This is a genomic window from Streptomyces sp. Ru62 (genome assembly GCF_002920615.1).
GTDB lineage: Bacteria > Actinomycetota > Actinomycetes > Streptomycetales > Streptomycetaceae > Streptomyces.
This window is the reverse complement of the sequence record NZ_PQSU01000043.1, coordinates 32,864-56,573: the sequence shown is the minus strand read 5'-3', so window position 1 is coordinate 56,573 and position 23,710 is coordinate 32,864. Positions and strand designations below refer to the sequence as shown.

General features: G+C 71.2%; 21 protein-coding genes. 6 read left to right on the top strand and 15 right to left on the bottom strand.

Annotated elements, in window-relative coordinates:
* Window positions 1–57 precede the first annotated feature (57 nt).
* From C3492_RS38725 to tkt, 7 genes are read right to left on the bottom strand one after another with little or no spacing between them, the layout of a single operon-like run.
* Complete coding sequence (locus C3492_RS38725; RefSeq protein WP_103817298.1) at window positions 58–645, bottom strand: histidine phosphatase family protein; 588 nt, start codon at window positions 643–645, stop codon at window positions 58–60.
* 6 nt (window positions 646–651) lie between these two features.
* On the bottom strand, window positions 652–1,530 hold the full coding sequence (gene gnd / locus C3492_RS38720) for a phosphogluconate dehydrogenase (NAD(+)-dependent, decarboxylating) (protein WP_103817297.1): 879 nt from the start codon (window positions 1,528–1,530) through the stop codon (window positions 652–654).
* A 2-nt stretch (window positions 1,531–1,532) separates the two neighbouring features.
* Entirely contained in the window at window positions 1,533–3,185 is a 1,653-nt protein-coding gene (pgi, locus tag C3492_RS38715; RefSeq protein WP_103817296.1) for a glucose-6-phosphate isomerase, read from the bottom strand.
* 1 nt (window position 3,186) lies between these two features.
* Window positions 3,187–4,113 carry a glucose-6-phosphate dehydrogenase assembly protein OpcA gene (gene opcA, locus C3492_RS38710; RefSeq protein ID WP_103817295.1) on the bottom strand — a complete coding sequence of 309 codons (927 nt, stop codon included), beginning with the start codon at window positions 4,111–4,113 and terminating at the stop codon, window positions 3,187–3,189.
* A complete protein-coding gene (gene zwf, locus C3492_RS38705; protein ID WP_103817294.1) occupies window positions 4,110–5,699 on the bottom strand; it encodes a glucose-6-phosphate dehydrogenase in 1,590 nt (529 codons plus the stop codon). The genes opcA and zwf overlap by 4 nt, the downstream gene beginning before the upstream one ends.
* Window positions 5,696–6,841 (bottom strand): transaldolase, encoded by a 1,146-nt coding sequence (tal, locus tag C3492_RS38700; RefSeq protein ID WP_103817293.1) that lies wholly within the window; start codon window positions 6,839–6,841, stop codon window positions 5,696–5,698. The genes zwf and tal overlap by 4 nt, the downstream gene beginning before the upstream one ends.
* 51 nt (window positions 6,842–6,892) lie before the next feature.
* On the bottom strand, window positions 6,893–8,968 hold the full coding sequence (gene tkt / locus C3492_RS38695) for a transketolase (RefSeq protein ID WP_103817292.1): 2,076 nt from the start codon (window positions 8,966–8,968) through the stop codon (window positions 6,893–6,895).
* 146 nt (window positions 8,969–9,114) lie between these two features.
* Between tkt and C3492_RS38690 the strand changes: the two genes are divergently transcribed.
* Window positions 9,115–10,005 carry an AraC family transcriptional regulator gene (locus C3492_RS38690; RefSeq protein WP_103817291.1) on the top strand — a complete coding sequence of 297 codons (891 nt, stop codon included), beginning with the start codon at window positions 9,115–9,117 and terminating at the stop codon, window positions 10,003–10,005.
* 52 nt (window positions 10,006–10,057) lie between these two features.
* On the opposite strand, the gene C3492_RS38685 is transcribed toward C3492_RS38690, so the two are convergent.
* The 5 genes from C3492_RS38685 to C3492_RS38665 form a co-directional block, all read right to left on the bottom strand.
* Complete coding sequence (locus tag C3492_RS38685; RefSeq protein ID WP_103817307.1) at window positions 10,058–10,432, bottom strand: MerR family transcriptional regulator; 375 nt, start codon at window positions 10,430–10,432, stop codon at window positions 10,058–10,060.
* Window positions 10,419–11,465: an NADP-dependent oxidoreductase gene (locus tag C3492_RS38680; RefSeq protein WP_103817290.1), complete on the bottom strand. Its 1,047-nt coding sequence runs from the start codon at window positions 11,463–11,465 to the stop codon at window positions 10,419–10,421. Before C3492_RS38680 ends, C3492_RS38685 begins: the two co-directional genes overlap by 14 nt.
* 65 nt (window positions 11,466–11,530) lie before the next feature.
* Entirely contained in the window at window positions 11,531–12,925 is a 1,395-nt protein-coding gene (locus C3492_RS38675) for a glycoside hydrolase family 16 protein (protein WP_103817289.1), read from the bottom strand.
* A 354-nt stretch (window positions 12,926–13,279) separates the two neighbouring features.
* Entirely contained in the window at window positions 13,280–14,965 is a 1,686-nt protein-coding gene (locus C3492_RS38670) for a carbohydrate binding domain-containing protein (RefSeq protein WP_103817288.1), read from the bottom strand.
* 197 nt (window positions 14,966–15,162) lie between these two features.
* On the bottom strand, window positions 15,163–16,281 hold the full coding sequence (locus C3492_RS38665; protein ID WP_103817287.1) for an ATP-grasp domain-containing protein: 1,119 nt from the start codon (window positions 16,279–16,281) through the stop codon (window positions 15,163–15,165).
* 372 nt (window positions 16,282–16,653) lie between these two features.
* On the opposite strand from C3492_RS38665, the gene C3492_RS38660 reads away from it, so the two are divergent.
* Both C3492_RS38660 and C3492_RS38655 read left to right on the top strand, forming a co-directional pair.
* Window positions 16,654–17,559, top strand: coding sequence for a metallophosphoesterase (locus C3492_RS38660; protein WP_103817286.1), 906 nt, complete (start codon window positions 16,654–16,656; stop codon window positions 17,557–17,559).
* Window positions 17,507–18,199: a 4'-phosphopantetheinyl transferase gene (locus tag C3492_RS38655; RefSeq protein ID WP_181140768.1), complete on the top strand. Its 693-nt coding sequence runs from the start codon at window positions 17,507–17,509 to the stop codon at window positions 18,197–18,199. The genes C3492_RS38660 and C3492_RS38655 overlap by 53 nt, the downstream gene beginning before the upstream one ends.
* A gap of 78 nt (window positions 18,200–18,277) precedes the next feature.
* Here the strand turns inward: C3492_RS38655 and C3492_RS38650 are convergent, their stop codons facing one another.
* The 3 genes from C3492_RS38650 to C3492_RS38640 all read right to left on the bottom strand — a co-directional run bounded on the left by C3492_RS38650 (window position 18,278) and on the right by C3492_RS38640 (window position 20,081).
* On the bottom strand, window positions 18,278–18,505 hold the full coding sequence (locus tag C3492_RS38650) for a hypothetical protein (RefSeq protein ID WP_103817285.1): 228 nt from the start codon (window positions 18,503–18,505) through the stop codon (window positions 18,278–18,280).
* Between the two features lie 347 nt (window positions 18,506–18,852).
* Complete coding sequence (locus tag C3492_RS38645; protein WP_103817284.1) at window positions 18,853–19,410, bottom strand: toxin-antitoxin system, toxin component; 558 nt, start codon at window positions 19,408–19,410, stop codon at window positions 18,853–18,855.
* A gap of 14 nt (window positions 19,411–19,424) precedes the next feature.
* Window positions 19,425–20,081: a helix-turn-helix transcriptional regulator gene (locus C3492_RS38640; RefSeq protein WP_030643317.1), complete on the bottom strand. Its 657-nt coding sequence runs from the start codon at window positions 20,079–20,081 to the stop codon at window positions 19,425–19,427.
* A gap of 241 nt (window positions 20,082–20,322) precedes the next feature.
* Between C3492_RS38640 and C3492_RS38635 the strand changes: the two genes are divergently transcribed.
* The 3 genes from C3492_RS38635 (at window position 20,323) to C3492_RS38625 (ending at window position 23,710) form a co-directional block, all read left to right on the top strand.
* Complete coding sequence (locus tag C3492_RS38635; RefSeq protein ID WP_103817283.1) at window positions 20,323–20,994, top strand: hypothetical protein; 672 nt, start codon at window positions 20,323–20,325, stop codon at window positions 20,992–20,994.
* Window positions 20,995–21,230: 236 nt separating this feature from the next.
* Window positions 21,231–22,229, top strand: a complete 999-nt coding sequence (locus C3492_RS38630; protein WP_181140767.1) for a LacI family DNA-binding transcriptional regulator — start codon at window positions 21,231–21,233, stop codon at window positions 22,227–22,229.
* Window positions 22,230–22,357: 128 nt separating this feature from the next.
* A complete protein-coding gene (locus tag C3492_RS38625; RefSeq protein ID WP_103817281.1) occupies window positions 22,358–23,710 on the top strand; it encodes an ABC transporter substrate-binding protein in 1,353 nt (450 codons plus the stop codon).

Sequence of the window (23,710 nt, the reverse complement as noted above, 5' to 3'; positions counted from 1 at the left end):
CACGTGTGCCCCCGGTCCGCCACTGTCGGCGGACCGGGGGCACACGGTTGTGCGGTGCTACGGCCGTACGTTCCACTCCGTGATCACCGGGCGGTCGTGTTCCGTCGACAGACGGCTGACCGTGCCGGTGGCGAGCTGGAACAGCCGGCCCTCGGCGGGCGGCAGGCCCAGGCGGCGGGCGGTGAGGACGCGCAGGAAGTGGGCGTGGGCGACGAGGACCACGTCCCCCTGCGCGAGGGCCGGGGACAGGCGGGCCAGGACCCGGTCGGCGCGGGCGCCGATCTCCTCCGGAGACTCGCCCGGGTGTCCCTCCGGGCCGGGCGGCACCCCGTCCGTCCACAGGTCCCAGTCGGGCCGGGTGCGGTGGATCTCGGCGGTGGTGACGCCCTCGTAGCCGCCGTAGTCCCATTCGTGCAGGTCGGGATCGGGTACGACCCCGGGTATGCCCGCCAGTTCGGCGGTGCGCAGGGCGCGGCTCAGCGGGCTGGCGAGCGCCAGGGCGTAGGTCCGGCCGGTGAGGAGCGGGGCGAGGGACTTGGCCTGTTCCTCGCCGTGCTCCGTGAGGGGCAGGTCGGTGAAGCTGGTGTGCTGTCCCGACAGGCTCCACTCCGTCTCACCGTGGCGGACCAGCAGGAGGTCCCCCACGGCAGGTCAGTCCTTCTTCTCGACCGCGTGGCCGCCGAACTGGTTGCGCAGTGCGGCGATCATCTTCATCTGCGGGGAGTCGTCCTGCCGGGAGGCGAACCGGGCGAACAGGGACGCGGTGATCGCGGGGAGCGGTACGGCGTTGTCGATGGCCGCCTCGACGGTCCAGCGGCCCTCGCCGGAGTCCTCCGCGTAACCGCGCAGCTTCTCCAGGTGCTCGTCCTCGTCCAGGGCGTTGACCGCGAGGTCCAGCAGCCAGGAACGGATGACCGTGCCCTCCTGCCAGGAGCGGAACACCTCGCGGACGTTCTCCACCGAGTGCACCTTCTCCAGCAGCTCCCAGCCCTCGGCGTAGGCCTGCATCATGGCGTACTCGATGCCGTTGTGGACCATCTTGGAGAAGTGCCCGGCGCCGACCCGGCCCGCGTGGACGTAGCCGTACGGGCCCTCCGGCTTCAGCGCGTCGAAGATCGGCTGGAGCCGGTCCACGTTCTCCTTGTCGCCGCCGACCATGAGCGCGTAGCCGTTCTCCAGGCCCCACACACCACCGGAGACACCGGCGTCGACGAAGCCGATGCCCTTGATGCCGAGCGCGGCGGCGTGCTTCTCGTCGTCCGTCCAGCGGGAGTTGCCGCCGTCGATCACCGTGTCGCCGGGGGACAGCAGGTCGCCGAGTTCGTCGATGACGGTCTGGGTGGCCGTGCCGGCCGGGACCATCACCCACACATGGCGGGGGGCGTCGAGCTTCTCGACCAGTTCGGCGAGGCTCTTGACGTCGGAGACCTCAGGGTTGCGGTCGTAGCCGATGACGGTGTGGCCGGCGCGGCGGATCCGCTCGCGCATGTTGCCGCCCATCTTGCCGAGACCGATGAGACCGAGCTGCATGATCAGTTCTCCGATGCGTTCTTGAGAGTGCGGTAGGCGGCGACGAGGGCCGTGGTGGACGGGTCGAGACCCGGCACGTCCGCGCCTTCGGTGAGGGCCGGTTCGACGCGCTTGGCGAGGACCTTGCCCAGCTCCACGCCCCACTGGTCGAAGGAGTCGATGTTCCACACCGCGCCCTGCACGAACACCTTGTGCTCGTAGAGGGCGATGAGCTGGCCGAGGACGGACGGGGTCAGCTCGGTGGCGAGGATGGTGGTGGTGGGGTGGTCGCCGCGGAAGGTGCGGTGCGCGACCTGCTCCTCGGCCACGCCCTCCGCGCGGACCTCCTCGGCACTCTTGCCGAAGGCGAGCGCCTGGGTCTGGGCGAAGAAGTTGGCCATCAACAGGTCGTGCTGGGCCTTGAGTTCCTCGCTCAGCTCGCCGATGGGGCGGGCGAAGCCGATGAAGTCGGCCGGGATGAGCTTGGTGCCCTGGTGGATCAACTGGTAGTAGGCGTGCTGCCCGTTGGTGCCCGGGGTGCCCCAGACGACCGGGCCGGTCTGCCACTCCACCGGGTTGCCGTCGCGCTGCACCGACTTGCCGTTGGACTCCATGTCCAGCTGCTGGAGGTACGCGGTGAACTTCGACAGGTAGTGCGAGTACGGCAGCACCGCGTGGGTCTGGGCATCGAAGAAGTTGTCGTACCAGATGCCCAGCAGGCCCAGCAGCAGCGGGGCGTTGGCCTCGGCGGGCGCGGTGCGGAAGTGGTCGTCGACGATCCGGAAGCCGTCCAGCATCTCGCGGAAGCGGTCCGGGCCGATGGCGATCATCAGGGAGAGGCCGATGGCGGAGTCGTACGAGTACCGGCCGCCGACCCAGTCCCAGAACTCGAACATGTTGTCCGGGTCGATGCCGAACTCGGTGACCTTCTCCGCGTTCGTGGACAGCGCCACGAAGTGCTTGGCCACGGCCTTTTCGTCGCCGTCCAGGCCGTTCAGCAGCCAGGAGCGTGCGGAGGTGGCGTTGGTGATCGTCTCGATCGTCGTGAACGTCTTGGACGCCACGATGAACAGCGTTTCCGCCGGGTCCAGGTCGCGGGTGGCCTCGTGCAGGTCGGAGCCGTCCACGTTGGACACGAACCGGAACGTCAACTCCCGTGCGGTGTACGGGCGCAGCGCCTCGTAGGCCATCGCGGGGCCGAGGTCGGAGCCGCCGATGCCGATGTTGACGACGTTCCTGATGCGCCGGCCGGTGTGACCGGTCCACTCGCCGGAGCGGACCCGCTCGGCGAAGCCGGCCATCTTGTCGAGCACGGCGTGCACCTTCGGCACGACGTTCTCGCCGTCGACCTCGACCACCGCGTCCCGGGGGGCGCGCAGCGCGGTGTGCAGCACCGCCCGCCGCTCGGTGAGGTTGATCCTCTCACCGCGGAACATGGCGTCCCGCAGCGCGAACACGCCGGTGGCGGTGGCGAGTTCCTGGAGCAGTGCCAGGGTCTCGTCGGTGATCAGCTGCTTGCTGTAGTCGATGTGCAGGTCGCCGACCCGCACGACGTACCGCTCGGCGCGGCCGGGGTCCGCCGCGAACAGCTCGCGCAGGTGCGGCTGGCCCTGGGCGCGGTGGTCGGCCAGCGCCGTCCACTCGGGCCGGTGGGTGAGCTTGGGGTACTCGGCCATCTCAGGCGTTCTCCTTGGTGCCCTCGCCCTGGAGGGCGATGGCGTACATCTCGTCCGCGTCGAGGCGGCGCAGTTCCTCGGCGATGAGTTCGGAGGTGGGGCGGACCTTCAGGGCGAGGGTGCGCGGCGGCTGGCCCGGCAGGGTCAGCGTGGCCAGCGGGCCCTCGGGGCGGTCCACGACGATCTCGCCGTTCGCGGTGCCGAGGCGTACGGCCGTCACGAACGGGCCGGCGCTGTGCACCCGGTCCACCGGGACGCCCAGGCGGGCCTGGAGCCAGCGGGCGAGCAGCTCGGCGCTGGGGTTGTCGGCCTCGGCCTCGACGGCGGCCGAGGTCACCTTCACCCGGGCCTGGTCCAGGGCCGCGGCCAGCATGGACCGCCACAGGGTCAGCCGGGTCCAGGCGAGATCCGTGTCACCGGGCGCGTAGGTGCGGGCCCGGGCGTCCAGGACCTCCAGCGGCCGCTCGACGGCGTACAGGTCGGTGATCCGGCGCTGGGCGAGCGCGCCCAGCGGGTCCTTGGACGGCGCCTCGGGCGCGTCCACCGGCCACCACACGACCACCGGGGCGTCCGGCAGCAGCAGCGGCAGCACCACCGAGTCGGCGTGGTCGGACACCTCGCCGTAGGTGCGCAGCACCACCGTCTCGCCGGTGCCGGCCTCGGAGCCGACCCGCACCTCGGCGTCGAGCCGCGAGTGGGTGCGGTCGCGCAGGGTGCGGGCCTGCCTCCGGATGACGACCAGGGTGCGCGAGGGGTGCTCGTGCGAGGCCTCCTCGGCCGCCTTGATCGAGTCGTAGGCGTTCTCCTCGTCCGTGACGATGACCATCGTCAGGACCATGCCCACGGCGGGCGTCCCGATGGCGCGGCGACCCTGCACCAACGCCTTGTTGATCTTGCTTGCCGTGGTGTCGGTCAGGTCGATCTTCATGGCCTGCGCCAGCTCCGTCCGTCTCGTGCGAGCATCTCGTCGGCTTCACTCGGTCCCCAGCTGCCCGACGCGTACTGCGCCGGCCTGCCGTGCGCCGCCCAGTACTCCTCGATCGGGTCGAGGATCTTCCAGGACTCCTCCACTTCCTGGTGACGGGGGAACAGGTTGGCGTCGCCGAGCAGTACGTCCAGGATGAGCCGCTCGTACGCCTCCGGGCTCGACTCGGTGAACGACTCGCCGTAGGCGAAGTCCATCGACACGTCCCGGATCTCCATCGACGTCCCCGGCACCTTCGAGCCGAAGCGCACGGTCATGCCCTCGTCCGGCTGGACGCGGATGACGATCGCGTTCTGCCCCAGCTCCTCGGTGGCGGTGGAGTCGAACGGCGAGTGCGGGGCCCGCTTGAAGACCACCGCGATCTCGGTGACCCGGCGGCCGAGCCGCTTGCCGGTGCGCAGGTAGAACGGCACGCCCGCCCAGCGGCGGTTGTCGATGCCCAGCTTGATCGCGGCGAAGGTGTCGGTCTTCGACTTGGGGTCGATGCCGTCCTCCTGGAGGTAGCCGACGACCTTCTCGCCGCCCTGCCAGCCGGCCGCGTACTGGCCGCGCACGGTGTGCCGGCCCAGGTCCTCCGGCAGCCGCACCGACTTCAGCACCTTCAGCTTCTCGGTGAGCAGCGCCTCCGCGTCGAACGCGATCGGCTCCTCCATGGCGGTCAGCGCCATGAGCTGGAGCAGGTGGTTCTGGATGACGTCCCGGGCGGCGCCGATGCCGTCGTAGTAGCCGGCCCGGCCGCCGATGCCGATGTCCTCCGCCATCGTGATCTGCACATGGTCGACGTACGACCGGTTCCAGATCGGCTCGTACATCTGGTTGGCGAAGCGCAGCGCCAGGATGTTCTGGACGGTCTCCTTGCCGAGGTAGTGGTCGATGCGGAACACCTGGTCCGGTTCGAACACCTCGTGCACGATCTTGTTCAGCTCGCGCGCGCTGTCCAGGTCGTGCCCGAACGGCTTCTCGATGACCGCGCGCCGCCAGGAGCCCTTCGGCGGGCTGGCCAGCCCGTGCTTCTTGAGCTGCTGCACGACCTTCGGGAAGAACTTCGGCGGCACCGAGAGGTAGAAGGCGAAGTTGCCGCCGGTGCCCCGGGAGGAGTCCAGCTCGTCGACGGCGTCCTTCAGCTGCTTGAAGGCGGTGTCGTCGTCGAAGTCGCCGGGGATGAACCGCATGCCCTCGGCGAGCTGCTGCCACACCTCCTCGCGGAAGGGGGTGCGGGCGTGCTCCTTCACGGCGTCGTGCACGACCTGCGCGAAGTCCTGGTCGGCCCAGTCCCGGCGGGCGAACCCGACGAGGGAGAAGCCCGGCGGCAGCAGACCGCGGTTGGCCAGGTCGTAGACGGCCGGCATCAGCTTCTTGCGGGACAGGTCGCCGGTCACCCCGAAGATGACCAGGCCCGACGGCCCGGCGATGCGGGGGAGCCGGCGGTCCCGGGCGTCCCGCAGCGGGTTCACCCAGTCGGCGGCCGGGGCCACCGGCACGCGCACCTCCTCGGGTGCGGGCGCCTGGGCGGGTGCGTTCTCGGTCATCGGGCGTCAACTCCCTTGCTCTTCAGGGACTTCGCTACGGCGTCCAGAAGGTCCTGCCAGGCCACCTCGAACTTGGCGACACCCTCGTTCTCCAGTTGCCGGACGACCTCGTCGTAGGAGATGCCGAGCCGCTCGACGGCGGCCAGGTCGGCGCGGGCCTGCGCATAGCCGCCGGTCACCGTGTCCCCGGTGATCTCGCCGTGGTCGGCGACCGCGTTCAGCGTGGCCTCCGGCATGGTGTTGACGGTGCCCGGCGCGACCAGCTCGTCCACGTACAGAGTGTCCTTGTACGCGGGGTCCTTCACACCGGTGGACGCCCACAGCGGGCGCTGCTTGTTCGCCTTGTCCCCGGCGAGCGCCAGCCAGCGGTCGGACGCGAAGACCTCCTCGTACGCCTCGTAGGCGAGACGGGCGTTGGCGAGGGCCGCGCGGCCCTTGAGGCCGAGGGCCTCGTCGGTGCCGAGGGCGGTCAGCCGCTTGTCGATCTCGCTGTCCACGCGGGAGACGAAGAAGGACGCCACCGAGTGGATCGTGGACAGGTCGATGCCCCGCTCGCGGGCCTTCTCCAGGCCGGCCAGGTAGGCGGCCATGACCTCGCGGTAGCGCTCCAGGGAGAAGATCAGGGTCACGTTGACGCTGATGCCGAGACCGATGACCTCGGTGATCGCCGGCAGACCCGCCTTGGTCGCCGGTATCTTGATCATCACGTTGGGCCGGTCCACCAGCCAGGCGAGCTGCTTGGCCTCGGCGACCGTGGCCTCGGTCTCGTGGGCGAGGCGCGGGTCGACCTCGATGGAGACCCGGCCGTCACGGCCGCCCGAGGCGTCGTACACGGGACGCAGGATGTCGGCGGCGTCCCGCACGTCCGCGGTCGTCATCATCCGTACGGCCTCGTCGACCGTCACGCCGCGTACGGCGAGGTCGGTCAGCTGCTCCTCGTAGCCCTCACCGGAGCCGATGGCGGCCTGGAAGATGGACGGGTTGGTGGTGACACCGACGGCGCTACCGCTCGCCACCAGCTCGGCGAGGCTGCCCGAGGTGATCCGCTTGCGGGACAGGTCGTCCAGCCAGATCGACACGCCCTCGTCGGCGAGGCGCTTGAGGGCTCCCGGGGTCGGGATTGCTTCGGTCACTGTGCTCATCTCTCTTTTTGTGCGTCTTCTGTGCGTCGGTGTGCTCGGTGTGCGCCGGTGTCAGGCGCGGGTGGCGGCGAGCGACTCGCGGGCCGCCGCTGCGACGTTCTCGGGGGTGAAGCCGAACTCGGCGAACAGGGTCTTGGCGTCGGCGGAGGCACCGAAGTGTTCGAGCGAGACGATGCGTCCGGCGTCACCGACGAACCGGTACCAGGTCAGGCCGATGCCGGCCTCGACGGCGACCCGGGCCTTCACGGCCGGCGGCAGCACCCGCTCGCGGTACTCGCGCGGCTGCTCCTCGAACCACTCCACGGACGGCATGGACACCACCCGCGTACCGATCCCCTCGGCCTCCAGCCGCTCCCGCGCGGCCACGGCGAGCTGCACCTCGGAGCCCGTCGCGATGATGATCACCTCCGGGACCTCCGTCGAGGACTCGCGCAGCACGTAGCCGCCCTTGGCCGCGTCCGCGTTCGGCGCGTACACCGGCACGCCCTGGCGGGTGAGCGCGAGCCCGTGCGGGGCCGGGTGCGTGGCGTGCCTCTTCAGGATCTCGGCCCAGACGATCGCGGTCTCGTTGGCGTCCGCCGGGCGGACGACGTTCAGGCCCGGGATGGCGCGCAGCGAGGCCAGGTGCTCGACCGGCTGGTGGGTGGGGCCGTCCTCGCCGAGGCCGATGGAGTCGTGCGTCCATACGTACGTCACCGGCAGCTGCATGAGCGCCGACATCCGGACGGCGTTGCGCATGTAGTCGGAGAACACCAGGAAGGTGCCGCCGTAGATCCGGGTGTTGCCGTGCAGGGCGATGCCGTTCATCTCCGCGGCCATGGAGAACTCGCGGATGCCGAAGTGCACGGTACGGCCGTACGGATCGGCCCCGGGCAGCGGGTTGCCCTCCGGAAGGAAGGAGCTGGTCTTGTCGATGGTGGTGTTGTTCGAGCCGGCCAGGTCGGCGGAGCCGCCCCACAGCTCGGGGAGCACCGGGCCGAGCGCCTGGAGCACCTTCCCGGAGGCCGCTCGGGTGGCGACCGACTTGCCCTCCTCGAAGACCGGGATGCTCTCCTCCCAGCCCTCGGGCAGCTCGCCCTTGCTGACGCGGTCGAACAGCTCGGCCCGCTCGGGGTTGGCGGCACGCCACTCGGCGATCCGCTTGTCCCAGGCGGCGTGCGCCTCGGCACCCCGGTCCAGGGCCCGACGGGTGTGCCGCAGGACCTCGTCGGCCACCTCGAAGGTCTGCTCCGGGTCGAAGCCGAGGAGGCGCTTGGTGGCAGCGACCTCGTCCTCGCCGAGCGCGGAGCCGTGGGAGGCCTCGGTGTTCCGGGCGTTCGGGGCCGGCCAGGCGATGATCGTGCGCATGGCGATGATCGAGGGCCGCTCGGTCTCGGCCTGGGCGGCCTTCAGCGCGGCGTGGAGGGCGGGGACGTCGATGTCACCTTCGGCGGTCGGCTCGACGCGCTGGGTGTGCCAGCCGTACGCCTCGTACCGCTTCAGCACGTCCTCGGAGAAGGCGGTCGCGGTGTCGCCCTCGATGGAGATGTGGTTGTCGTCGTAGACGAAGACCAGGTTGCCCAGCTTCTGGTGGCCGGCGAGCGAGGAGGCCTCGGCGGAGACGCCCTCCTCCAGGTCGCCGTCGGAGACGATGGCCCATACGGTGTGGTCGAAGGGGGAGGCGCCGGCGGGGGCCTCCGGGTCGAACAGACCGCGCTCGTAGCGGGCGGCCATCGCCATGCCGACGGCGTTGGCGACGCCCTGGCCGAGCGGGCCGGTCGTGGTCTCCACGCCCGCCGTGTGCCCGTACTCGGGGTGGCCCGGCGTCTTCGAGCCGTGCGTGCGGAACGCCTTGAGGTCGTCCAGCTCCAGCTCGTAGCCGGCGAGGAAGAGCTGCGTGTAGAGGGTCAGCGAGGTGTGGCCGGGGGAGAGGACGAACCGGTCACGGCCGGTCCACTCCGGGTCGGCCGGGTCGTGTCGCATCACCTTCTGAAAGATCGTGTACGCGGCGGGGGCCAGGCTCATCGCGGTGCCCGGGTGTCCGTTGCCCACCTTCTGCACCGCGTCGGCCGCCAGAAGTCGGGCGGTGTCCACGGCGCGCCGGTCGAGGTCGGTCCACTCGAAGCTCTCGGAAGTCTGCGTAGTCATCTTCAAGAAGTCCTCGTTCAGTGCGGGATGGCTGGCCGGACGCGTTCAAACTTAAAAGTCTGACTTTTTCGAGGAAAGGTCGGGGTGTGTCAGCCTGTGGTGAATCTGGGACAGTGATCACGCGACAGGGATAGGATGAACCGGGCATGACGGGCATAAGACACCAAGCTGAGGGTGACGGGATCAGAACGTTCCCCTTCCCGGCCGACCTGGCCGTCGGTGGCGTCGGCATGCAGATCGGCCCGATGGGCACCGACCACCGCTGGCACGTCGACGCCCCCCTGCACCGCGTCCACCGTATCGACTTCCACGTCGTCATGCTCTTCATCGACGGCCCGGTACGGCACATGATCGACTTCGCCGAGTACGAGGCCACGGCCGGCGACCTGCTGTGGATCCGCCCCGGACAGGTGCACCGGTTCTCCCGTGAATCCGTGTACCGCGGAACCGTCCTGACCATGCAGCCCGGCTTCCTGCCCCGCGCCACCGTCGAGGCCGCCGGCCTGTACCGCTACGACCTGCCGCCGCTGCTGCACCCCGACCCCGCGCAGCTTGCCGCGCTCCACGCGGCCTTCGACCAGCTCCGCCGCGAGTACGAGGACACCGAGACGCTTCCGCTCAGCCTGCACACAGCCGTCCTGAGGCACAGTCTGACCGCGTGCCTGCTGCGCCTCGCGCATCTCGCCGCCAGTTCGGCCGAGACCTCCCGGCAGCACGCCGACAGCACCTTCACCCGCTTCCGGGACGCCGTCGAGCGGGGCTTCCCCACCAACCACAGCGTCAGCGCCTACGCGGACGCCCTCGGTTACTCCCGCCGCACCCTGGTCCGCGCCGTCCGCGCGGCCACCGGCGAGACACCCAAGGGCTTCATCGACAAGCGCGTCGTGCTGGAGGCCAAGCGCCTCCTCGCCCACACCGACCTGCCGATCGGCCGCGTCGGGGTGGCCGTGGGCTTCCCCGACGCGGCGAACTTCTCCAAGTTCTTCCACCTGCACACCGGCCAGACGCCGGTGGCGTTCCGGGCCGAGCTGCGCTGACCGCTCGGGCCGCTGCCGGACCTCGGCACCGCCCCGGCCCGCCCGGACGCGCTCAGGCCGGCGGCTCGGCCGCCAGCCACGGCATCCGGCGCACGAGGGTGTCCCGCATCCGGGTCAGCGACTCGATCCGCTCCTGGAGCTCGGCCACCCGGCGTGCGCCCACCGCGTAGTTGCCCGCGCAGGACTCCGCGTACGCGAACACCTCCGGCAGGTCGCTGTCGAGATAGCGGACGAAGGACTTCACGTTCTCCACGGTGAAACCGGAGGCCAGCAGGTCGCGCACATTGCGGACCCGGGTCACCGCTTCCGGCCGGTACACCCGGTACCCGGCCGGGGACCGCTCCGACTCCAGCAGGCCCTGCTCCTCGTAGTAGCGCAGGGCCCGGGTGGTCGCGCCCGTCGCCGAGGCGAGTTCACCGATCAGCATCACGGTCGCTCGCAACGCCCAGCCGGACCACGGTCTTCCCGGTGTACCGGCCGCGCACCAGGTCGGTCAGCGCGGCCGGGGCGCTCCGCAGACCGTCGACGACCGTCTCGTCGTAGACGATCGAGCCGTCCCGCAGCCAGCCGCGGAACCGCTCCCCGAACTCGGCCGCCCTGTCCAGGTGTTCGCGGACCGTGAAGCCGCGCAGCGTCAGCCGTTTCGCGATGACGGTCACGAGATCGCCGAACCCCGGATCGGGACGGCCGGTGGACTGCCGGTGCAGCGCTCCGCACAGGGCGATCCGGCCGTGCTCGTTCATCACCTCGATCGCGGCCCGCAGCTGCTCGCCGCCGACGTTGTCGAAGTAGACGTCGACGCCGTCGGGCGCGGCCTCGCGGAGCCGGTCCAGGACGGGCCCGTCGTGGTGGTCGAAAGCCGCGTCGAAGCCGAGCCGCCCGGTCAGATGTGCCACCTTCGCCGCCGAGCCCGCGCTGCCGATCACCCGCCGCGCTCCCATCAGCCGGGCGATCTGCCCGGCCAGACCGCCGATCGCACCGGCCGCGCTGGACACGAACACCGTGTCGCCCGGCCGGAGCCCGGCCACCTCCACGAGGCCCGCGTAGGCGACGAGCCCGAAGCCCAGGTGCAGGGACGGGGTCGGGTAGGCGTCCCGGTCGACCCGCCGGAACTCCCCGGCGCCGGCCACCGCGTACTCCCGCCAGCCCAGCCGGTGCACCACCAGGTCGCCCGGGGAGAGGGAGGGGTGCGCGGAGACCAGGACCTCGCCCACCGCGTCCCCGTGCATCGGTGCACCGATCTCGTAGCGGGGGAGCGGCAGCCGGGCGTCCTCCGCCATCAGCAGCAGCATGCCGGGGTCCAGGGAGAGGAACAGATTGCGGACGAGGACCTCGCCCGGCGCCGGATCCGGCACGGCCACCTCGGCGATCTCCATGTCGCCGGGTGCGGGCAGTCCCTGCGGTCGGGCGGCGAGGCGGACCTCAAGGCCCCTGCGGGTGATGGTCGGTGTGGTCGTCATGCCGGCGACGCTAGGGGTTGACGTATGCGTGAAGGTCAACCCCGAGCGCCGCGGACTTCCCCCGGTCAGTGACCGAAGTCGAACCAGTTCACGTTCACGAAGTCGGCCGGCTGGCCGCTGGTGAAGGTGAGATAGACGTCGTGCGTACCGGTCACCGCGCCGATGTTGGCCGGGATCGTCCGCCAGGACTGCCAGCCGCCCGTGTTCCCCACGGCGAAACTGCCGACGGGCGCGTTGCCGCGGCTGTCGAGGCGCACCTCGACCAGACCGCTGACCCCGCCGGCCGCACCGCTCGCGACCCGGGCGTAGAACTGCTTCGCGGCCGTGGAACCGAAGTCGACGCCCTTGTACAGCGCCCAGTCGCCGTTCGCGAGGGACCCGATGTCCTGGCCGCCGCCGGTGTCCGTGGTGGTCTCCGTGACGACGCCGGACTGGCCGTCGTAGGACTCGGCCTGGACGGGGCTGTAGGCGTCCCGGTTGCCGGTCGGCGGGGGAGTGGTGCCGCCGCCCGAGGACCGCAGGACCTGTACGTAGTCGACGACCATCGGGTGCCCCGGCTCGGTCCCGCTGTCCGGGCCGCCGCCGAACGCGGCCGGGAAGCCGCCGCCCATCGCGACGTTCAGGATGATGAAGTAGCCGTGGTTCGTGGCGTTCGCCCACGTCGTCGCGTCCACCTGGTTCGCCCTGACCGTGTGGAAGTTGACGCCGTCGAGGTAGAAGCGGATCTCCTCGGGACTGGTCGAGCGGTCCCACTCCATCGCGTAGGTGTGGAAGCCGGCCTGACAGGTGGTGCCGGTGCAGGAGGTGGAGTTTCCGATGCCGGAGGTCTCGTTGCACGGGCCGCCCGGGTTGGTGCCGCAGTGCATCGTGGCCCAGTCGGTGTTCAGGCCCTGGACGTTCTCCATGATGTCCAGCTCGCCGATGCCCGGCCAGTTCCAGTAGTTGCCGCGGAACGGCGCGCCGAGCATCCAGAACGCCGGCCAGTACCCCTTCGCGGCGGCGCCGGTGACGTTCGGCATCTGGATGCGCGCCTGGACGCGCAGTTTCCCGCCGGCCGGGGGCTGGAAGTCGGTGCGGGTGGTCTCGATCCGGCCGGAGGTCCAGTTGCCGGAGGCGTCGCGGCGCGGGGTGATGAGCAGGTTGCCGTTCCCGTCGAGCGCGACGTTGCTGGTGCTCGACGTCATCGTCTCCACCTCGCCGGTGCCCCAGTTGGCGGCGCCGCCGGGGTAGGACGTCCCGGTGGCGTACTGCCAGTCGGCCGTGTTGACGCCGGAGCCGGCCGCACCGTTGAAGTCGTCCGCGAAGACCTGCGTCCAGCCCGAGGGCGGAGCGGGCGCGGAGGCGGCGGCGGGCGCGGTGGCGGCCGTGGCGAGGGCCGCGGCCAGGCCGAGCGTGGCGACGGCGGCGGTGAACGCGCGCCGCAGCGGGCGGGGTCTGGGGATGCCGGAGGATGCGCTCATGGGGAGCCTCTCGGGGTACGGGTGTGTGCGGGGATTCCGTGAGAGCGCTCTCAAGCGGGCTTCGGTGTCCGTGCTTGAGAGCGCTCTCACGGTGCCGCCAATGTGCTCCCCGCCCCGGGGGCCGTCAAGAGTTGAAGCAAGGAAAGTCCTTGCGGCGTAAGGCAGTTCACGGGGTGAAGCCGCCCGTACCGGCTCAGACCGCGCTGCCCGCCGTCCAGTCCGCCCAGCACCGCGTCGGCACCGGTCCCGCGGGGCCCCTTCCCGAACGGGGGGATGCGGGGCGCCCCGGCGTGTCTCACACGACAACGGAGGGCCGCTCCGCCGAGCGGCCCTCCGCGTCACCTCACCGGAGCGTCAGCCGGTGAAGCCGGCCGTGATCGAGGTGAACTGCCAGTTGCTCTGGCTGATCCCGGAGCAGTTCTCGGCGACACCACCGCCCGGGCAGGGCCGGTCGCGGTTGACCGACCAGAAGGCCAGCCGCGCGATGTGGTGCGAGTTGGCCCAGTCCCGGATCTGCGTCCAGATCGCGGGAGTCGTCGTCTCCTGCTGGTCGGACAGGCCGTTCATGCCGGAGATGCCGATGTGCGCGTAGGCGGTGGCGTCGTCCCAGCCGAAGGTGGACTTCAGCTTGTTCTTCAGCCCCTCCGCCGCGTTCACCGTGTTGCCGTACATGTCCGAGCCGCCGCCGAAGTCGAACGGCATGATGGTGAACACGTCGATGTTCGCGCCCAGCGCCTGCGCCTGCTCGATGAGCCGGTTGCCGTAGTACGTCGGCCCGGTGGTGGACGTGCCGAACGTGACGATGGTCTTCAGGCCCGGGTTGTTGGCCTTGACCGTCTTCAGCGCGGTGAGGATCTTCGCCTGGACGGCCTCGTTCTCGAACTCGTCGCTGTTCTCGATGTCGAAGTCGATGGCCTTCAGGCCGTAGGCGTCGACCACCTTCTGGATCGCCCCGGCGAGCGCGCTCGCGGAGGAACAGTTGGCACCGAGCTTGCTGCCCGACCAGCCGCCGAACGACGGGACGATGTCACCACCGGCGGACCGGATCTGGTTGATCGCCGACTGGTCCACGCCGCCGGTCAGCGGCCGGCTGCCGTCCCAGGCCGGGTTGCAGCCGCCGGAGTCCAGCACGAACGCCATCGTGAACCACTTGGCCCCGGTCGCGTTCATCACCGTGGTCGGGCTCGGCGGGTCGCCCCAGCCCTGGTACAGATACGGCGCCGCCTGCTTGAAGCCGGTGCCGCCGCCGGTGCCCGCGTCGGTCGTCACGGTGACGGAGTTGGAGGCCGGCGAGGTGTTCCCGGCCGCGTCCCGCGCCTTCACGGTGAAGGTGTAACTCGTGCTCGGCGACAGCCCACTGACCGTGGCCGACGTGCCGGAGACACTCAGGAGCTGGTTGGCCCCGCCGTAGATGTCGTACGCCGTCACGCCCGTGTTGTCCGTGGCCGCGTTCCACTTCAGCGACACGCTCGACGACGTCTTGCCGGTGGAGGTGAGCCCGCTCGGCGCGGTCGGCGCCTGGGTGTCACCGCCACCCCCGCCGCCCGGGCCGTCCAGACCGATGTCGTCGGCGTAGTAGGTGCCCTGGCCGTACCAGCCGTGCACATAGATGGTGGCGCTGGTCTGCGATGCGCCGGTGGTGAAGGAGACGCTGAGCTGGCTGTAGGCCGACGGGGACGAGGTCCAGGTGGACGCGCCGCCGTTGACGCCCAGGTACACGTAACTGCCGCGCACCCAGCCGCTGAGGCTGTACGTCGTGTTCGGCTGCACGGCGACCGTCTGGCTGCACTGCGCGTTGTCGCTCGACGTCACCGCTCCCTGGAGCGCCTTGGCGCCGCCGTGCACGGGAGAGGAGACGACCGAACCGAGGTTGCCGGTGCAGGTCCAGGGGGAGAGGCCGCCGGACTCGAAGCCGGGGTTGGTGAGGATGTTGGCCGCGTGGGCCGTACCGGGGAGGGCGATGGCCCCGCCGACCGCGAGGGCGGCGGAGCCGAGCAGGGCGAGAAGCCGGCGTCTGGAACGCCCGAGTGTGTCGCGCACGCGATCTCCCTGTCAGGGGTGGGGTGTTCGGGAGTGCAGGGGAGTGCGGAAGCGTTGCGTCAACGAATTTGGTATGGACCAATCCGCCCTGTCAAGGAGAAGAACGGAATTGGTCCATACCGGTGGGCGCCGGCGCCCCGGAAGGGCCACGGGGAATCGCGTGACGAGCCACCACGGACCCGCGGTCGGCCGGCGAACTAGAGCGGCAGCACCTCGCCCGCCGAAGCCGCCCGCACGGGCGCCGGCACCGCGGGCAGCAGGACCTCGGACTCCACCCGTTGCCGCGGAAGCGCCGCGGGCGCCAGCGGACGCGGCCCCGACACCACCGTGTAGTCCTGCCCCAGGAACGGCGGCTCGATCACCCCCGGGTCCTCGCCCAGCGCCACCTGCACAGCGGCCCACGGCGCGTTCACCCCGCAGAGCGACAGCTGGTGCAGGCCACCCGCGGGCCTCGTGTTGACGTCCAGCAGCACCGGCCGGTCGCCGAGCATCCGGAACTGGATGTTGGACAGGTGGTGCAGTCCGAAGCCCTCCGCGATCAGCCGGGCCGGCGCCAGCCACCGCTCGTCCAGGGTGAAGCCCCGGCGGCGGCCGTTCTTGGTGCGGCCCACCGCGAGCCGGACCCGGTTGTCCGGCCCGGTCAGGCAGTCGACGGACACCTCGGGCTGCTCCAGGCGCGGCATCACCAGCCAGTCCACGGGCTCCTCGGCCCGCCGCAGCGCCTCCACGACCAGGTCGAGCTGCACATACGGGCCCGGGAAGCCGGTCAGGTGCGTGAGCGAGAAGGGGGCCCGGGTGATCATCCGGAAGCCGGTCCCGCCCGCGCCCGCGGCCGGCTTGAAGCACGCGCGGTGCCCGGCCGCCTCCAACTCCTCCACGGCTGCGACCAGTTCGTCCGCCGTGCGGACCCGGTGCCACGGCGGTACCGGGACACCGACCGAGCGGACCGCCTCGTACGCGATCCCCTTGTCCTCGAACACGGCGACCGCCTCGGGCGTCGGTGCCAGCAGCGCCGTACCGGCCGCCGCGAACTCGGCCCGGTGCGCCACGATCGCGGCCTGGTGCAGCCGGGGCACGAACACGTCGATGCCGCGCCGGGCGCACTGGTCGAGGGCGTACTCGACGTACGCGGCCGGGGACAGGCCCTCCGGCTCCAGCTCGGCGGTGTCGGCGGCGGCCAGCACCGGGGAGTCCGGGTCGCCGTGCGTGGCGTGGATCTCGACCGCGCGGTCGCTGGGATTTCTCCGCAGCTGATCCATGAAGAACACGTTCTCCGCGTACGTGCGGTTGAGCCAGACGCGTACGCGAGAGAGCATGCAGGCCGCCTTTCGGGTGTGCGGGCAGGGCGGAGCGGCCCGTGCCCGGGCAGGAGGGAGGAAGGGTCACCAAACAGCCCCGGGAAAAGGGGGGGTTGAGGGCGCTGGTGTTGGGGCGATCATACGGCTTTCCAAGGGTCCGCCGTGCAACGCGGGTGTTACGGATTCGCGGGCCGTCCGGTCACGGAGGCGCGGGCCGTCCGGTCACGGATTCGCGGGCCGTCCGGTCACGGAGGCGCGGGCTGTCCCGTCCCGGAGGCGCGCGCGGCGGACCGGGCCCGGATCGCGACACGCGGCGGGGGGAACCTCTTGTCCGGTGCCCGGGGCATGTGTTCTCGTTGTGTCATCGGATGATCGGAAGGGGTGTGCGGGGTGGAGTCGACGGCCGGGGCCGGACAGCTGCTGGCCATCAGCGACCTCCACATCGGTTACCCGGACAACCGCGCCCTGATCGACGGCATGCGCCCCGAGAGCGACGACGACTGGCTGATCGTGGCCGGTGACGTCGCGGAGACCGTCGCCGACATCCGCTGGGCCCTCGGCACGCTCGCGAGCCGCTTCGCCAAGGTGCTGTGGGCACCCGGGAACCACGAACTGTGGACCCATCCGAGCGACCCGGTCACGCTGCGTGGCGTCGCCCGCTACGAGCACCTGGTCGAGGCGTGCCGCGAGCTGGGGGTCGTCACCCCCGAGGACCCCTATCCCGTCTGGCGCGGCGCGGGCGGCCCGGTCGTCGTGGCCCCGCTCTTCCTGCTCTACGACTACTCGTACCTGCCGGCCGGCTCCACCACCAAGGCGGAGGGCCTGGCCTACGCGGAGAGCACGGGCATCGTCTGCAACGACGAGTTCCTGCTCCACCCCGACCCCTACCCGACCCGTGAGGCGTGGTGCCGGGCCCGGGTCGCCGAGACCGAGCGCAGGCTGGCCGAGCTGCCCGCGGACCTGCCGACCGTGCTGGCCGGGCACTGGCCGCTGGACCGGCACCCCACCGAGGTCCTGTGGCACCCCGAGTTCGCCATGTGGTGCGGCACCACGCTGACCGCCGACTGGCACCGCCGCTTCCGGGTCGCCACCATGGTCTACGGCCATCTGCACATCCCCCGCACCACCTGGCACGACGGAGTCCGGTTCATGGAGGTCTCCGTGGGATACCCACGCGAGTGGCGCAAGCGCCCGGATCCGCCGGGAAGGCTGCGCCGCGTCCTGCCGATGGAGGTCGAAGCAGGTGATCGAGGAGCTGCTCCCGGAGTCGGTCGTGGCCGTGGAGGCGCGCGCTGACGACCCGCTGTGGGACTCCCCGCTCCACCCGGCGGAGGAGGCGCTCGTCGCGCGCGCGGTGGCCAAGCGGCGCCGTGAGTTCGCGGCCGCCCGGGGCTGCGCCCGGCGCGCCATGGAGAAGCTCGGCGTGCCGCCGCAGCCCGTGCTCACCGGCGAGCGGGGCGCCCCGCGCTGGCCGGACGGGCTGCTCGGCAGCATGACCCACTGCGACGGCTACTGCGCCGCCGCGCTGGTCCGCGCCACCGACCTCGTCTCCCTGGGCATCGACGCCGAACCGCACGGACCGCTGCCGGACGGGGTGGGCCCCTCGGTCTTCCTGCCCGCCGAGGCCGAGCGGCTCGACCGGCTGGCCGCGCGGCGGCCCGCCGTGCACTGGGACCGGCTGCTGTTCAGCGCCAAGGAGTCCGTCTACAAGGCGTGGTTCCCGCTCACCCGCACATGGCTGGACTTCTCCGAGGCCGACATCACCGTGCGGCCGGACGCCGAGGGCGAAACCTCCGGCGCCCTGCACGCCGAGCTCCTCGTCCCCGGCCCCCTGGTCGGCGGGCACCGGCTCCAGACCTTCGAGGGCCGGTGGACCGTACGGCACGGCGTGGTGGCCACGTCGGTGGTCATACCGCACCCCGCCCCACATCCCTGACAGCGGCCCCGCCCTGCCCCACCGCCGCCGTCACCCCGTCGTCCGGGTGACGACGGCGGCGCTGAGCCGTCACGACGCTCAGCTTGGCCGGCACCAGTCGCGCAGGAGCCGGAAGAACTCCGCCTCGTTGCCCGCGAGCCCCGCCCGGGCCAGTGCCTGTTCCGCCTCCGCGAGCACGACGGGCGGGACGACGGCGGGCCGGTCCTCGTCCGGTGGCCCGTCGAAGGCGGCGCGCACCGTATGCAGCAGGCGCAGGTAGGCCTGTACGGCGGTACGCTCACGGTCGGTCAGTACGGCGGTGGGCATCGGTCGGCTCTCCCCGAGTAGGCGTCACGGTCACGCGCCCTGCGGCGCCGTGCACCGCGTCGCACGGCGCACACCCCCAGCTTGCCGCCCACCACTGACAACGCCGCCCGGCTCCGCGCCGGTTAGCCCGCTTAGCCGAGGCGGAACCGCCCCGATCGCCCCGCACGACGGGCCGCCCGACCCGGGGAAACGTTTCTCAACTTCCGTGCGTCACGCCCCGGTCCGGTCCGGTCCGGTCCGGCGCGGCCCGGTGCGGCGCGGCCCGGTCCGGTGTCGGCTTCCCGTGTGCACGGCGTCGAGCGCACCCCGGGCGCCGCGGGGCCGCCGGTCGGCGAGCCCCGTCCGGTTCAGCCCTGGGGACCCGGGTACCCCAGCGACGCCTCGATGCGGCCGGCCACGCCGTCCCGCTGCACGGGCCCGCGCAGCGCCGAACCAGCCAGCCACGTACGGCACTTGCTGGCCAGCAGCAGTCCGAACGTCTCGGCGTCCCGCTCCTCGGCGGCGTCGAAGCGGCTGCGGGCCGCGACGCGTTGCACCGCCGCCTGGAGCGCTTCCTGGTCGGTGTGGTCGCCCAGCAGCCGGGTCGCGGCGCCGACGCCTTCCATGTGGAGCCCGCAGTGGTCGGCCTGCATGTGCCACAGTTCGTGGCCCAGGATCACCAACTGGTGCTCGGGGGCCGTGCGTTCCTCCACCACGACGACGTCCCGGTCGGTCAGGTCCAGCCACAGCCCGCTGGCCGTGCCGGGCGGAAAGACGGCCGTACGGAAGTGCACCGGACGCCCACGCCGGTGGCTCATCGCCTCGCACAGCGCGCGGTACAGCTCACCCGGAGGCGCGGGCACGGGCAGCGTGAGCCCGCCCACCAGTTCGTTGCACAGCCGGCGCATGTCCCTGCCGATGCCCACAGTTCTCCCCCGGCTCACGACTCGGGCCGCTTGACGCTCTCCAGGAGCATGTCGAGCCACTCAGCGACCTTGTCCCGGTGCTGGTCGGTGGGCAACTGCGCGGCGCGCCAGGCGATTCCGCGCACGCCGTGGTCCTGCAGCAGCCGCTCCAGCGGATCCTCCGGGTCCTCGGCGGCGGCCCGCTCCCGGTCCGCGAGCTTCTGCAGCAGCTCCTGCTCGGTGCGTTGCAGCGCGCCCGCCAGTGCCTCGGGGTCCTCCGCGGTGAGGAAGCCGGCGTGCACCCGGAAGAAGCGCTGGAGGGCGTCGCAGTGCTCCATGGTGGGCCGCCGGTCGCCGTTGATCAGGGCACCGGCCTGCTGCCGTGACATGCCCGCGCCGTCGGCGATCTCCTGCTGGGTGTAACGGCGCCCGCCCGGCTTCAGCCGGGTGCGGCGCAGCAGGTCCAGGCGCTGGAGGAAGCGGGCCTGGACGTCCGGCTCGCCCGCGGGCCGACCGCTGAGCAGAGCCTTGACCACCGGCTCCGGCACCCCGCAGGCGATGGAGAGCCGCCCCACGTCGAAGACCTCGGCGTGCGGGACGCCGAGGCGGTCGGCGAGCGCGGTGACGCGGGCGACGACGGCCGGCAGCTGGGCGGTCGCCGAGGCGCCCGGATCCTCGTAGCCATCCGTCACCGACTGAACTCCTACGTCTCTAGAGGGCTTCAGATGCGTCCGTGCTTCTCACGAGCGATCGCCGTGGACTTCCCGGAGAGTAGCGGGTGCCTCGAACTCACATCCAGGTGTCGCCACAACTGTGGCGAATTTCAGCCGTCAACCGGCACGAAATGCCACGATAGTTGACATGGCTCTTGCCTGGGCACCAGGATCGCATCGCCGCGAGAAAGGCCGCAGAGGCAAGAGGGGTGACCTCCCGATGGCACATCAGGCAGGAGGGCAGCGGCCGGCACCGCGGCCCGTCCCCGACACCTGCGAGATCCAGGCGTACCTCCAGGACTACGGAGCGCTGCTGGAGTCACAGTCCTGCCCGTCCCTGGTCGTCGACCACCACTGGAACGTGGTCATGGCCAACAGCGCGTTCGAGACACTTTTCCACGGAGTGCGCCCCCACCCCACGGCCATGCCGGGGGAGAACTTCCTCCAGTTCGTGCTCTTCCACCCCGACGCCGGCGAGGTCCTCGGCGAGCACGAGCCGGGCTGGTGCCTGCCGATGCTGGCCCAGCTCCGCACCGCCCTGGAGACCCACGCGCACGACCACGAACTCCAGGCGGTCCGCCGGGAGATCGCCCAGGACCCGATCATGGAGGCCGCCTACCGGCAGGGCCTGCCGCACTGGATACGGGCCGTCGGTGAGGCCGCGACCCGCCTCGACGGCGCGGTGCGCCTGCTGCACCACCCGGACCCGCGGCGCGGGCGCACCGAGTGCCGCATCGTCGAGGAGATCCCGCCGGTGCTGCGGGAGCTGGGCTACCGGCGTCTGACGATGGTCCTGCGCGACCCCCGCCGGCCCGCCGTACCGGTCCGCCGTCCGCGCCGCCCGCGGGACGCCGCCTCGCACCTGACGGTCGTGCCGTCCACGGAGGACTGACCCGGCACCGCCGGCGTTCCGGGCCACCGACGGTGCCGGACCGGCACACCGGCTCCGCACACGGGCCGTGCCGCTGCCTTCCTGGCGGGCACCCCGGGGACTCCTGGCGCACGCCATCGACTCTTGGCATACACCACTGACTCTTGGCACATGCCCCCGACTCCTCACGCGCCCCCGACGCCTGACAACCACCCCTGACGCAAACCGCTTGCATGATTTGCGCTACGCTTGCGCTCATGACGCGACGACTTGCGGAAGTGGCGAAGAAGGTCGGGGTCAGTGAGGCCACGGTCAGCCGGGTCCTCAACGGCAAGCCGGGAGTCTCCGAAGTCACCCGGCAGGCGGTGCTGACGGCTCTCGACGTCCTCGGCTACGAGCGCCCCACCCAGCTGCGCGGTGAGCGCGCCCGGCTCGTCGGTCTCGTCCTGCCCGAGTTGCAGAACCCCATCTTCCCGGCGTTCGCCGAGGTCATCGGCGGTGCCCTGGCCCAGCTCGGGCTGACCCCGGTGCTGTGCACCCAGACCAAGGGCGGGGTGTCGGAAGCGGACTACGTCGAGTTGCTGCTCCAGCAGCAGGTCTCCGGCGTCGTGTTCGCCGGCGGTCTGTACGCCCAGGCCGACGCGCCGCACGACCACTACCGGCTGCTCGCCGAGCGCAACATCCCGGTCGTGCTGGTCAACGCGGCCATCGAACACCTCGGCTTCCCGGGCGTCTCCTGCGACGACGCCGTCGCCGTCGAGCAGGCCTGGCGGCATCTGGCGTCCCTCGGCCACGAGCGCATCGGCCTGGTGCTCGGTCCCGGCGACCACGTGCCGTCGGCGCGCAAGCTGGCCGCCGCCCGGGCTGTCGCCGGCGAGCTGCCGGACGAGTTCGTCGCGCGGGCCATCTTCTCCATCGAGGGCGGTCACGCCGCCGCCGCGCGCCTGATCGACCGGGGCGTCACCGGCATCATCTGCGCCTCGGACCCGCTGGCGCTCGGCGCCGTCCGGGCGGCGCGCCGCAAGGGGTACGACGTCCCGGGCCGGATCTCGGTCGTCGGTTACGACGACTCGGCGTTCATGAACTGCACCGAACCCCCGCTGACCACCGTCCGCCAGCCCATCGAGGCCATGGGGCGCGCGGCCGTGGAGCTGCTGAACGCGCAGATCGGGGGCACCGCCGTACCCGCCGAGGAGCTGCTGTTCGAGCCGGAGCTGGTGGTCCGCGGCTCCACCGCGCAAGCCCCGCGAGACTGAGATCAGAAAGATCCGGCACGCTGTCAAACAATTGCAGATTCTGCGCGACATCTTGCGGTCCGATGTCGGCGGTGCTTGAGTGTGCGACGCCCACCGCTCCTGCCATGAGTGCCATGAGGGGTCCACCGATGAGACACACCGGGTTCCGCCGTGCCGTCCTCGCGATCGGCGTCTGTTCGTCCCTCGCCCTCGCCGCCACCGCCTGCGGGTCCGGTGACGACGGTTCGGCGAGCGGCAAGACCCGTATCACCGTCAACTGCGAGCCGCCCAGGAGCGCCAAGCTCGACCGCTCCTTCTTCGAGGCGGACGTCGCGGCCTTCGAGGAGGCCAACCCGGACATCGACGTCGTCGCGCACGACGCCTTCCCCTGCCAGGACCCGAAGACCTTCGACGCCAAGCTCGCCGGCGGCCAGATGGAGGACGTGTTCTACACGTACTTCACGGACGCGCGGCACGTCGTCGATGTCCGCCAGGCCGCGGACCTCACCCCGTACCTCAAGGAACTCAAGAACTACGACAGCATCCAGAAGCAGCTGCGGGACATCTACACCGTCGACGGCAAGGTCTACGGCATCCCGCGCACCGGATACTCGATGGGGCTGATCTACAACCGCGCGCTCTTCGAGAAGGCCGGCCTGGATCCCGACAGGCCCCCGGCGACCTGGGACGAGGTCCGCGCCGCCGCCAAGAGGATCGCCGCCCTCGGCGACGGCACCGTCGGCTACGCCGACTACAGCGCGCAGAACCAGGGCGGCTGGCACTTCACCGCCGAGCTGTACTCCCAGGGCGGCGACGTCGTCAGCGCCGACGGCAAGAAGGCCACCATCGACACCCCCGAGGGCCGCGCCGTCCTGAAGAACCTGCACGACATGCGGTGGACCGACGACTCGATGGGCAGCAAGCAGCTCCTCGTCATCAACGACGCGCAGCAGATGATGGGTTCCGGCAAGCTCGGCATGTACCTCGCCGCCCCCGACAACATCCCGATCCTCGTCAAGGAGAAGGGCGGCAACTACAAGGACCTCGCCCTGGCCCCCATGCCGGGCGGCAAGGGCACCCTCATCGGCGGCGACGGCTACATGTTCAACAAGAAGGCCACGCCCGCCCAGATCCGGGCCGGCCTGAAGTGGCTCGACCACATGTTCCTCACCCCCGGCAAGGGCTTCCTCGGCGACTACGCGCGCGCCAAGAAGCACGACGCCCCCGTCGGCCTGCCCGAGCCGCGCCTGTTCACCGGTGCCGCCGACGCCACCGACCAGCGGGTGAAGAAGGCCAACGCCAACGTCCCGGTGGAGAACTACCAGGCGTTCCTCGACGGCAACCACAAGCTCCGGCTGAAGATCGAACCGCCGCACGCCCAGCAGATCTACTCCGTCCTCGACGGCACCGTCTCCGCCGTCCTGACCAAGAGGGACGCCGACGTCGACCAGCTCCTCAAGGAGGCGTCCGGCAAGATCGACAGCATTCTGGCCCGGAGCTGA